The organism is Rhodococcus sp. AW25M09 (assembly GCF_000333955.1).
Lineage (GTDB): Bacteria > Actinomycetota > Actinomycetes > Mycobacteriales > Mycobacteriaceae > Rhodococcoides.
Window position 1 is genome coordinate 122,394 of record NZ_CAPS01000084.1, and the last position, 10,017, is coordinate 132,410.

The window sequence follows — 10,017 nt, forward strand, 5'->3', positions numbered from 1 at the left end:
CTCGCCTCTAGACCTCGGTCACGAACGGGCTGCGGGCCACTTCCGTCCCGTCGAGAAGCGTCGAGATCTCGAAGTCGCCGAAGACGTCCGGGGCCACCTCCACGAGCTTACGCAGACATTCGACAGCGACGCGGCGAATTTCGACGTCCGCGTGCTCCGAGGCGCGCATCGACACGAAATGACGCCACGCCCGATAGTTCCCGCTCACCACTACCCGTGTCTCGGTGGCATTCGGGAGTACCGACCTCGCGGCCTGCCGAGCCTGCTTGCCGCGCAACGCTGCGTTGGTGACCGACTCCAACTTTCCTTCGAGGGCCCCGAGCAGCTCGGTGTACGCCGCACGGCTCGCCTCGGTCGCCGACGCGAACAGCGCCTCGAGCTCGGGATCACCCTCCAACGCAGGCGGAACGACGACATTGGCGTCGTGCTCGGGAACGAACCGCTGCGAGAGCTGGGAGTAGGAAAAGTGCCGATGACGAATCAACTCGTGTGTGCACGAGCGCGAAATACCGGTGATGTAGAAGCTCACGCTCGCGTGTTCGAGAACCGACAGGTGCCCGACATCGAGCAGATGACGCAGATACGACGCATTGGTGGCGGTCCGAGGATTGGGCTTGGACCAGCTTTGATAGCACGCACGTCCAGCGAACTCGACCAACGCTTGTCCGCCGTCCGCATCGGTTTCCCAGGGAATCTCCTCGGGCGCGACGAACTCGGTTCGGGCGACCAGTCGGACGTTCAGGGCCACTGCTCTGGGCACCGCTCTACCTTCGTTTTCAGACGACACCGCACAACACTAAGTGTGATCGCCCGTCTTCGACGAAAGCCGACGCCAGCATGACGCCACTCGACGCCATCGAACCTGCTTGACTGACGCCATAGATGACGTCACACTGACGTCATGGAACTGAACAAGTACACCGAGACGCTGCGCACCGATCTTCTTGCAGCTGCGGCTCTGGGAGACGAACGCACTCGGGCCACGGCGGAGGCACTCGGCAACACCGCCGAGGCCTCGGCCAGGTTGATGTTGCTGACCGCACTGTCCGACTTCGCGGCCGAGGTCTCGAGCGAACTGGACGGTCATACCGTCGGCGTTCGTCTCGACGGCCCCCGGGCGCACGCCGATGTTCGACGCGACCGCGTGGCTGCCGATCTGCACGACGGCGAACCACACGAGGCTGCCGCCGATGACTACCCGACGATGGACGATGTCTCCGGGGAAGTACGACGGGTGACGTTGCGGCTGGTCGAGCAGATCAAGGAACGCGCCGAGGACGCTGCGAACAACAGCGGAGTATCTCTCAACTCCTGGCTGTCACAGGCAGTTCAAGGTGCCTTGCGCGATCAGATGCGCAAGGATCGCGGCTGGAACAACTGATCCGTCAGCGCCTACTTCTTCTCGCGCCACTCCCGCTCGAACGGCAACCGCCACGCGTGCGGAGCTATGAGTTGATGGATGGCGTTGGGCCCCCACGATCCTGGTGAGTACAGGCGCACCGGAGGCGGATCGGCCAGTAACGGTTCCGACACCTGCCACAGTCGTTCGATGCCCTCTGCGGTGGTGAACAGAGTGTGATCGCCGTACATGGCGTCGAGGATCAACCGTTCGTAGGCTTCGAGGACGTCGCCGACTCGTTCGGTTTCGTGGATGGCGAATTGCATGCTCAGTTTGTCCAGGCGCATACCGGGGCCTGGCCTCTTGCCGTAGAACGACAACGACACCTTGGATGCATCGGCGAGGTCGAAGGTCAGGTGATCGGGTCCCTGTGCACCGACACCCGAGCCGGCCGGAAACATGCTCTTCGGTGGTTCACGAAACGCGATCGAGATGATGCGTTGTCCCTCGGCGAGGCGTTTGCCGCTGCGGAGGTAGAAGGGCACACCGGCCCACCGCCAATTGTCGATCTCGCATTTGAGTGCCACGAAGGTGTCGGTATCGGAATCGGGAGCCACGCCGTCCTCCGACCGGTATCCCGTGTACTGACCTCGGACAACATTTTTCGGGTCCAGCGGCAACATCGATCGGAAGACCTTGTTCTTCTCCTCGCCGATCGCGCCAGGCTCGAGCGCCGTCGGCGGTTCCATCGCCATGAATGCAAGTACCTGGAACAGGTGCGTGACGACCATGTCCTTGTACGCGCCGGTGGACTCGTAGAATCCCGCTCGGCCGTCCAGGGCGAGTTTCTCGGGAATGTCGATCTGCACGTGGTCGATGAAATTGCGGTTCCAGATCGGCTCGAACAATCCGTTGGCGAAACGGAAGGCCAGGATGTTCTGGGCCGGCTCCTTTCCGAGGAAGTGATCGATTCGGAAGATCTGATCCTCGTCGAACGTCTCGTGGACCCGAGCATTCAACGCGATTGCGCTCTCGAGATCCGTACCGAACGGCTTCTCCATGATGATTCGCGAGCGTTTGACCAGATCTGCCGACGCGAGCGTATCCACCACTGCCAGAGCCGCTCTGGGCGGAACGGACAGGTAGTGCAGCCGACGAACGCTCCCTCCCAGCTCGATCTCGGCTTCGGCTACGGCTTCACTCAGAGCTGCCGGTCCTGCCTTCTGCGACACATAGGTCAACCGCGAAGCGAACTGTCGCCACTGCTCGTCGCCGACCTTACGGCTGGAGTACTCGTTGATCGATTCACGCGCGAGAGCTCGGAATTCGTCGGTGGACATCTCCTCGAGCGAGGTACCCACGACTCGGATGTTCGGCGCGAGATCGGACAGTGCCAGGTGCATCATCCCAGAGAGAAGTTTGCGTTTGGCCAGGTCTCCGGTCGCCCCGAACAGCACGACGACCTGGGGTGGGAGTTCGGCTGCGGTGTCTGTCCAGCGAGAAGTCACACTGGAAATAGTGGCGCCGATTGCGTTCGAGTGCACTTCGACACACGTCGAAACGGCGCGCCGGCATTTCAGCGCAGGGCGTCGACGAGGTCTCCTCGGTCCCCCACCACGACGCGTTCGAGTTCGAGCCACTGCGCCATCTCCCGCAGAACCTCACGCAATCGCGGAGCAATATCGCGGGCGTCGCGGTCGCCCTCGACGTAGGCCGCGATGACGTGCAGTTCCGACTGCGCTCGCACAGCTTTCAGGTCGACCCGCGCCACCAGATGGCCGTCGAGCAGAAAGGGAAAGACGTAGTAGCCGTGAATTCGCTTGTGCTGCGGGGTGTAGATCTCGATGCGGTAGTGGAAACCGAAGATTCGCTCCACCCGGGGCCGAAAGAAGATCATCGGATCGAACGGGCACAGCAGTGCGGCGGCGGTGGCCGTCCGTGGTGTTCTGGCGTCGCGGTGCAGGTATGCCGGGACATTCCAGCCTCGGACCGACACCTGCTCCAGGACGCCGTCTTCGACAAGATCGGCGATCGCGGCCTTCGCCTGTTTCTGCGACAGGCGATAGTAGTCCCGCAGGTCCGGTTCGGTACCGATCCCCAGTGCGCGAGAGGACTTTTCGATCAAGGCTCGCACCGCGTCCGCTTCGTCGACGCGCCTGCTCAGTACGTCTTCGGGAAGCACCCGCTCGCTGAGCTCGTATCGGCGCACGAACCCGGTTCGGGCCGGCACGCTCACCACTCCTGCTGCGAAGAGTTGCTCACAGACGACCTTGACATCGCTGCGGTCCCACCACGGCCCCTTCCGCCCGGGCTTGTCGACGTCGAGATGGTTCTCTATCTCGCCCGCGCTGGCAGCGCCCCTGTCGTCGATGACAGCCAGAACGTCGTCCACCAACGTCGGTTCGCGGTCGAGAATGCGGGCGGCACCGCCCCATCGACCGTGGCGATACAACTCCATCCGCCACCGCATGAGCGGCCAATCATGCACCGGCAGCAACGCAGCCTCGTGCGCCCAATACTCGACCAACCGACGTGGGCGTCGGGCCGTGTCGGACCACGCGGCGTCGTCGACGATTGTTCGGTCGTAGGCACCTACTCGACTGAACACCGGAGCGTAGTGCGCGCGCACCACCACCGATACGGAGTCGATCTGCAACAGACCCGTGGTGTCGATGGCCGAGTGGACCGCACCCCTGCTCGCCGGCCGCGTGCGCGATCGCGTCGAAGCCAGCCCCTGGGCTGCCAAGGCTGTGCGACGAGCCGCGGAGGCGCTCATGTCTTGCATCGGGCCAGCCTGTCATGACCCACCGACACGGTCGATCAGGTGCCGAAGAGGTTCTTTGCCTTCAGCACGAGTTCGTACACGCCGTATGCGAACGGAACGGTCACCCACAACCAGGCGACAGTCATCGTGATCCGCATCTGCCCATCGCTCATGCCTTGGCTCCCGTCGAAGTCGTGGTACCGGCGGTGTCAGCCGAGTCGGATTCGTGGAATTTCGGAGACACCGGTTTGATTGCCTCGTTCGCCAGAAATCCGACGACCAACAGGCCGATCATCACGTAGAAAGCCGGAAGGTATCGGGCGGTGGTGCCGGGTTCTCCGGCGTCGGCGATGGCGTTGACGATCAGTGGCCCCAGGACACCGGCCACCGACCACGCGGTGAGCAGTCGACCGTGGATCGCGCCCACCTGGTACGTGCCGAAAAGGTCTTTCAGATAGGCCGGAACGGTCGCGAATCCTGCGCCGTAGAACGACAGGATCAACAGAGCCGACACCAGGAACAAGACCTTGTTGGTATTGGTGAACAGGGCGATGTACAGATAGAGCAGCGCACCGACGCCCAGGTACAACCGGTAGATGTTCTTGCGGCCCACCACATCGGAGACCGACGACCAGACGAACCGTCCGATCATGTTGGTCAGTGAGAGGAAGGCCACGAAACCGGCCGCTGCAGCGGCCAGAGACTGGGGCGAGGTCGCGTCGGGAAAGAAGTCCTGATAGATGCCCGAGCCCCGCTCGAGAATGCCGATACCGGCAGTGACGTTGAAGCACAGCACAACCCACAGCAGCCAGAACTGCGGAGTCTTGACGGCATTGGCAGCCGACACGTTGTGCGCAGACACCAACGCCGATGCCGTCGGTGGGGTCCATCCGGCCGGGGTCCAGCCTTCGGCGGGCACTCTGATGAGCACTACTCCCAAAGCCATGAACACTGCATATCCGATGCCCAGAACGAGGAACGTCTTGGCGATCGAACTGTCGGTGAAGCCGCCGAAGTTGATCATCAACCGGCTGGTGAGCGGTGACGCGATGAGTGCGCCGCCGCCGAAACCCATGATGGCGATGCCCGTCGCCATTCCCGGCCGATCGGGGAACCACTTCATCAGAGTGGAGACGGGCGAGATGTACCCGATCCCGAGCCCGATGCCGCCGACGAACCCGTAGCCGAAGATCACCAACCAGAACTGCCCGAGTGCCATGCCGAGTGCGGAAATCAGCAGCCCGGATACGAAGAAGACCAGCGAGACGGCCATCGCCCAACGCGGACCGTTCTTCTCGACGCGGGTTCCGAAGATCGCGGCGGACAGGCCCAGCATCACGATGGCGAGCTGAAACGGAATGGCGGTGACCGTTCCGCTGAGCCCGAGCGCGTCCGGTTGCGAAATGGCGTTCTTGAACACGCTCCAGGCGTAGGCAGACCCGATCGCGAGGTGGATGGACAGGGCCGCCGGAGGTATCAGCCACCGGCTCCACTCGGGTGTGGCCACGATCCTGGAACGGTCGAGCATGGGGAGGGTCATCGAAATCCCTTGATATGGAGGGCGGTACAAATATCAACCAACCTGTGCAGTCAAACACGAGCATCACAGCGCCTGCTCACATTCAGAGATACTTTCTTTCCTGAACTCACTTTCCGAGCCGCGTATCCTCCAGGGAGTGGATATCGAACGGTGGCGCAGCAGATTGCCGGTGAAACGAGCCTCCGACGGCGAGGTGATCGGGTGGACCATCGCGCACGAGTCGGGTGATTCGACTTCGCGCAACGAACACGACGAGGACTATCTCGTCGATGCGGTCAATCCTGTCGGAATCACAGTTGCACAGGGCGTTCCGATCGAGAGCGCCATCGCACACCTCGAAGATCGCGGCCTGGCGTCACTGTCGGCTCCACATTGGACCAAGGCTCCGTTACCGCTGGCACCGGAGACCGATCTGATTGCACCGCAGAACGATTGGCAATGGCGGCGAGTACTGCTGACCCAGCTCGACGACAATCGGGTGTGGATTCGGCCCGCATATCCCAGTTGGCCGGAGCGTCTACTCGAGATCCCTCTGCCGATCCCCGCCGACGACATACTGCGTCCGGACTCCCCCGCCGAGACCGACTGAGGTCAGCAGGCGCGACGAACGGCGTGGACCGGCTCGTATCCGTCAGTCGGACATTCCGGCCGCCACCGTGCCACCCAGTTCGTAGCATTGTTCGCGAGCAGCCTTGCCGCCCTCTGCGAGGTGCACGGTGCCGAACACCTGAGTCAGACCCCAGCCCGACGCGATCTTCTCGATACCGCGACCGGCAGCCACGGTGTCGTCGTTTCCATGAACCCATGCGCCGTAGGGCTTTCCGGCAACAGCATCGAGGCACGGGTAGTACACCGTGTCGAAGAAGTGCTTCAACGCCCCGCTCATGTAACCGAAGTTCGCGGGTGTGCCGAAGAGGAAGCCGTCGGCACCCAGCACATCCGGGATGGTCGCACCGAGGGCAGGCACGCTGCGCACGTCCACTCCGTTGATCTCGGGATCACGCGCGCCGGCGAGAACGGCCTCGAGCAGCTCGCGAGTGAGCGGGCTGGGGGTGTGATGAACGACCAGCAGGGTGCGCGTCATACGGGGGTCAGCTCTCTGCCCGTTCCAGTTCCACAGCGCGTTTCATGGTGTCGCGGGCCCGCCCGCGATCGCCCGCGTAGTCGTACGCCCGCGCCAGTCGGTACGAGTTGCGCCAGTTGTCGGGATCCTTCTCCCACTCTGCTTTGATCTGTTGGAACAGCTCGTCGGCCGAATCGCGTTCGATCCGGCCCGACGGCATCCGCGGGAGGTCGTCGACGTCGAGTTCGAGGCCTTCCTCACGTATCCGCGACGCCAGCCTCTGATGGTCGATCCCCGCCTTGAGCGTGGCCCATACGATCCACAACCCGACGATCGGCAAGATGATGACGCCGATGCCCAACGCGATGCTGGCCACGCCACCGTTCTGAATCAGCGTCACTCCGCGCTGGCCCAGCAGGAAGAAGTAGAAGCCGAGGATCAGCACCATCACCGCGATGATGGCGACGACTTTGGTCGCTTTGTTCACTGTCGATCAGCTCACAGATCCAGTAGCGGGTCGAGGCCGACGGTGAGCCCCGGTCGAGTGGCTATCTCACGGACCCCGAGGAGCACACCGGGCGCGAACGACGTTCGGTCCAGCGAGTCGTGCCGAATGCTCAGCGTCTCACCCTGCGTGCCCAGTAGAACCTCCTGATGCGCAACGAGTCCCGCGAGCCGAATGGAATGTACGCGCACCCCGTCCACGTCGGCACCTCGCGCGCCGTCGAGTTCGGTGGTCGTCGCGTCGGGGCTGGGCGCCGTGCCTGCGGCGGCGCGCGCTTCGGCGATCAGCGCAGCGGTGCGGTAGGCCGTGCCCGACGGCGCGTCCGCCTTGTTCGGGTGGTGCAGTTCGATCACCTCGACCGAATCGAAGAATCGAGCGGCCTGCTGGGCGAACCGCATCGACAGCACCGCTCCGATAGCGAAGTTCGGGGCGATCAGCACTCCCGTCTGCGGCGATCCGGACAGCCATTCGCGGACCTGTTCGAGCCGCATGTCGTCGAATCCGGTGGTGCCGACAACGGCGTGGATGCCGTGCTCGATGAGGAATTGCAGGTTGTCCATCACCACATCGGGATGGGTGAAATCCACGACTACCTGGGCATCGTTGTCGACGAAGTCCGCAAGCGGATCACCTTGGTCGACGGTTGCCACGAGCTCGAGGTCGGCTGCCGCACCGACGGCGGCGCAGATCGCCTGCCCCACCTTGCCGCGCGATCCCAGTACCCCTACTCGAACAGGTGCCGTTGCACTCACGTCGTACCCACACTCTTTTCATCGTCGTCCACGGGTCCTACCGACCTCAGAGCCTACTTTCCCAACGGTCTGTCCCGGCAGCTACGGTCGGCCGGTGAAATCCAACGTCTTGTTCGCCGACCGGGTCGACCTCGTCCGTGGCGGTCGTCACTTGCTCACCGACGCCACGATGCGGGTCGACGAAGGCGAACACTGGGTACTGCTCGGGGCGAACGGCGCAGGCAAAAGCACCCTGCTCTCCCTGCTCGGCGCCGTCGCACATCCCACGCACGGCGCCGTCCACGTTCTCGGTCATCGACTCGGCCGGGTGGACATGCGCGAACTACGAACTCACATCGGCCACGTCGATCCGCGGTTGAGGATCGATGCTCCGCTGACGCTGTTCCAGGTGGTACTGACCGGGCTGACCAACACACCCGACCTCATCCCGAGGTGGTCGGCCGGCGAAAACGAGATCGCGCGCGCTCACCGCCTCATCGAGTCTCTCGGGGTCGGCCATCGCACCGACGCGTCGTGGCAGACGCTCTCGCAGGGCGAGCGGGGCCGAGCCCTCATTGCCCGTGCCCTGCTCCCCGACCCGGCACTCTTGCTGCTCGACGAGCCTGCCACCGGACTCGATCTCGCTGCGCGCGAACAACTGCTGAGTGCGCTCGACTCGCTACGCGCCGAGCACCCGGACCTCGCCAGCATTCTGGTGACGCATCACCTCGAGGAGATCCCGGTCTCGACCACGCACGCTCTCCTCATCCGAGACGGACGGGTACTGGCGCAGGGAGCCGTGGATGCGGTGCTGACCACCGACAACATCACCGCGTGCTTCGATCACCCCATCGAGATCACGAAGCAGCGCGGCCGTTGGTTGGCCACGGCGTCCCAGAGCTGACGCTCAGTCGAAGACGATGACCTGACGGATCGCGTTGCCGTCGGCCAATTCGTCCATGCCGCGGTTGATCTCGTCCAACGTGATGCGAGAGGAGATCAGCTTCTCGACGGGAAGCCGGCCCTCACGCCACATCTGAGCATAGGTCGGGATATCGCGAGCGGGGACGGCCGAGCCCAGGTAACTTCCGATGATCGTGCGCGCTTCCGCAACCAAACCCAGGGGCGAGATGGACGAGCGGGCGTCGGGAGCAGGAAGGCCGACGGTGATGGTCTTTCCGCCGGGTGCTGTTGCCGCGACGGCAGTCTCGAAGGCGCGGGCGTTTCCCGCGGCCTCGATGACTATGTCGGCCTTGATGCCCTTGTCGGCGAGCTCACCGGGTGAGTAGACCTGCGTTGCGCCGAGATCGGTTGCCGTGGCCAGCTTCTCCGGGACGCCGTCGACACCGATCACCTCACCGGCACCGACCGATACCGCCGTCAGCACCGCCGCCATACCGACTCCGCCGAGGCCGACGACCATCACCGACTGCCCTGGCCTCGGAGTTCCGGCATTGAGAACCGCGCCGCCGCCGGTCAGCACCGCACAACCGAGGACGGCTGCGATGTCGGCTGGAATGTCGTCCTCGACCGGCACCACCGACTTTCGGCTGACCACCGCGTGAGTCGCGAATCCGGAGACTCCCAGGTGATGCTTGATCTCGGCACCGTCGCGGTGCAATTTGATGCCTCCGCCGAGCAGCGTTCCGGCGTTGTTCGACGCGCTGCCGACGACACACGGCATCTGGCCGTCCGTGGCGCATCCGGCGCAGTCACCGCAGCGCGGCAGGAACGTCATGACGACGCGGGTGCCGATGGCGATGTCGTCGACTCCCGGCCCGACTTCCTCGACCCGGCCGGCTGCTTCGTGGCCGAGCAGCATCGGAACCGGACGAACACGGTTGCCGTCGACCACCGACAGGTCCGAGTGACACAGGCCTGCGGCCTCGATCCTGATGAGCAGTTCCCCGTCGCCCGGCGAACCCAGTTCGAGATCGGAGACGGTGATGGGATGCGAGTCCGCGAAGGGACGAGGTCGGCCGATTTCTTCGAGTACTGCGCCGCGAATCTTCATCCCGTCAGACTATGCGGCTGCGCCGCATGTGCGTGGAAATTCGTAGTGGGCTACGAATTTC

At 63.8% G+C, this 10,017-nt stretch carries 12 protein-coding genes; 3 read left to right on the top strand and 9 right to left on the bottom strand.

Annotation, left to right across the window (positions count from 1 at the left end):
- Positions 1 to 7 precede the first annotated feature (7 nt).
- The gene (gene thyX, locus RHODMAR_RS17460; RefSeq protein WP_008716950.1) at positions 8 to 760 is read right to left on the bottom strand and encodes an FAD-dependent thymidylate synthase; all 753 of its coding nucleotides are present in this window, start codon (positions 758 to 760) and stop codon (positions 8 to 10) included.
- A 141-nt stretch (positions 761 to 901) separates the two neighbouring features.
- Between thyX and RHODMAR_RS17465 the strand changes: the two genes are divergently transcribed.
- Positions 902 to 1,381 carry a hypothetical protein gene (locus RHODMAR_RS17465; protein WP_008716952.1) on the top strand — a complete coding sequence of 160 codons (480 nt, stop codon included), beginning with the start codon at positions 902 to 904 and terminating at the stop codon, positions 1,379 to 1,381.
- An 11-nt stretch (positions 1,382 to 1,392) separates the two neighbouring features.
- On the opposite strand, the gene zwf is transcribed toward RHODMAR_RS17465, so the two are convergent.
- From zwf to RHODMAR_RS17480, 4 genes are all read right to left on the bottom strand, one after another.
- Complete coding sequence (gene zwf, locus RHODMAR_RS17470; protein WP_042939732.1) at positions 1,393 to 2,847, bottom strand: glucose-6-phosphate dehydrogenase; 1,455 nt, start codon at positions 2,845 to 2,847, stop codon at positions 1,393 to 1,395.
- 68 nt (positions 2,848 to 2,915) lie between these two features.
- The gene (locus RHODMAR_RS17475) at positions 2,916 to 4,124 is read right to left on the bottom strand and encodes a winged helix-turn-helix domain-containing protein (protein WP_008716956.1); all 1,209 of its coding nucleotides are present in this window, start codon (positions 4,122 to 4,124) and stop codon (positions 2,916 to 2,918) included.
- A 35-nt stretch (positions 4,125 to 4,159) separates the two neighbouring features.
- Positions 4,160 to 4,276 (bottom strand): MFS transporter small subunit, encoded by a 117-nt coding sequence (locus RHODMAR_RS29615; RefSeq protein ID WP_442970063.1) that lies wholly within the window; start codon positions 4,274 to 4,276, stop codon positions 4,160 to 4,162.
- Positions 4,273 to 5,643, bottom strand: coding sequence for an OFA family MFS transporter (locus RHODMAR_RS17480; protein WP_008716958.1), 1,371 nt, complete (start codon positions 5,641 to 5,643; stop codon positions 4,273 to 4,275). The genes RHODMAR_RS29615 and RHODMAR_RS17480 overlap by 4 nt, the downstream gene beginning before the upstream one ends.
- A gap of 136 nt (positions 5,644 to 5,779) precedes the next feature.
- Between RHODMAR_RS17480 and RHODMAR_RS17485 the strand changes: the two genes are divergently transcribed.
- Positions 5,780 to 6,232 (top strand): hypothetical protein, encoded by a 453-nt coding sequence (locus RHODMAR_RS17485; RefSeq protein WP_232433694.1) that lies wholly within the window; start codon positions 5,780 to 5,782, stop codon positions 6,230 to 6,232.
- A gap of 42 nt (positions 6,233 to 6,274) precedes the next feature.
- On the opposite strand, the gene RHODMAR_RS17490 is transcribed toward RHODMAR_RS17485, so the two are convergent.
- The 3 genes from RHODMAR_RS17490 to dapB are packed head-to-tail and all read right to left on the bottom strand — an operon-like array spanning position 6,275 to position 7,963.
- Positions 6,275 to 6,727 (bottom strand): flavodoxin family protein, encoded by a 453-nt coding sequence (locus RHODMAR_RS17490; protein WP_008716963.1) that lies wholly within the window; start codon positions 6,725 to 6,727, stop codon positions 6,275 to 6,277.
- 7 nt (positions 6,728 to 6,734) lie between these two features.
- Positions 6,735 to 7,154: a hypothetical protein gene (locus tag RHODMAR_RS17495; RefSeq protein ID WP_051048135.1), complete on the bottom strand. Its 420-nt coding sequence runs from the start codon at positions 7,152 to 7,154 to the stop codon at positions 6,735 to 6,737.
- A gap of 50 nt (positions 7,155 to 7,204) precedes the next feature.
- Complete coding sequence (gene dapB / locus RHODMAR_RS17500) at positions 7,205 to 7,963, bottom strand: 4-hydroxy-tetrahydrodipicolinate reductase (protein ID WP_008716967.1); 759 nt, start codon at positions 7,961 to 7,963, stop codon at positions 7,205 to 7,207.
- Between the two features lie 94 nt (positions 7,964 to 8,057).
- Between dapB and RHODMAR_RS17505 the strand changes: the two genes are divergently transcribed.
- Complete coding sequence (locus RHODMAR_RS17505; RefSeq protein WP_008716969.1) at positions 8,058 to 8,846, top strand: ABC transporter ATP-binding protein; 789 nt, start codon at positions 8,058 to 8,060, stop codon at positions 8,844 to 8,846.
- Positions 8,847 to 8,849: 3 nt separating this feature from the next.
- Here RHODMAR_RS17505 and RHODMAR_RS17510 read toward each other — a convergent pair whose 3' ends face one another.
- Complete coding sequence (locus RHODMAR_RS17510; RefSeq protein ID WP_008716971.1) at positions 8,850 to 9,956, bottom strand: alcohol dehydrogenase catalytic domain-containing protein; 1,107 nt, start codon at positions 9,954 to 9,956, stop codon at positions 8,850 to 8,852.
- Positions 9,957 to 10,017: the final 61 nt, after the last annotated feature.

What these genes read in the sequence shown, in the direction of transcription:
- RHODMAR_RS17490 (WP_008716963.1), bottom strand. Translation starts at nt 6,727, where the DNA reads ATGACGCGCACCCTGCTGGTCGTTCATCACACCCCCAGCCCGCTCACT.
- RHODMAR_RS17510 (WP_008716971.1), bottom strand. Translation starts at nt 9,956, where the DNA reads ATGAAGATTCGCGGCGCAGTACTCGAAGAAATCGGCCGACCTCGTCCC.
- RHODMAR_RS17480 (WP_008716958.1), bottom strand. Translation starts at nt 5,643, where the DNA reads ATGACCCTCCCCATGCTCGACCGTTCCAGGATCGTGGCCACACCCGAG.
- RHODMAR_RS17475 (WP_008716956.1), bottom strand. Translation starts at nt 4,124, where the DNA reads ATGCAAGACATGAGCGCCTCCGCGGCTCGTCGCACAGCCTTGGCAGCC.
- RHODMAR_RS17465 (WP_008716952.1), top strand. Translation starts at nt 902, where the DNA reads ATGGAACTGAACAAGTACACCGAGACGCTGCGCACCGATCTTCTTGCA.
- RHODMAR_RS17495 (WP_051048135.1), bottom strand. Translation starts at nt 7,154, where the DNA reads ATGGTGCTGATCCTCGGCTTCTACTTCTTCCTGCTGGGCCAGCGCGGA.
- RHODMAR_RS29615 (WP_442970063.1), bottom strand. Translation starts at nt 4,276, where the DNA reads ATGAGCGATGGGCAGATGCGGATCACGATGACTGTCGCCTGGTTGTGG.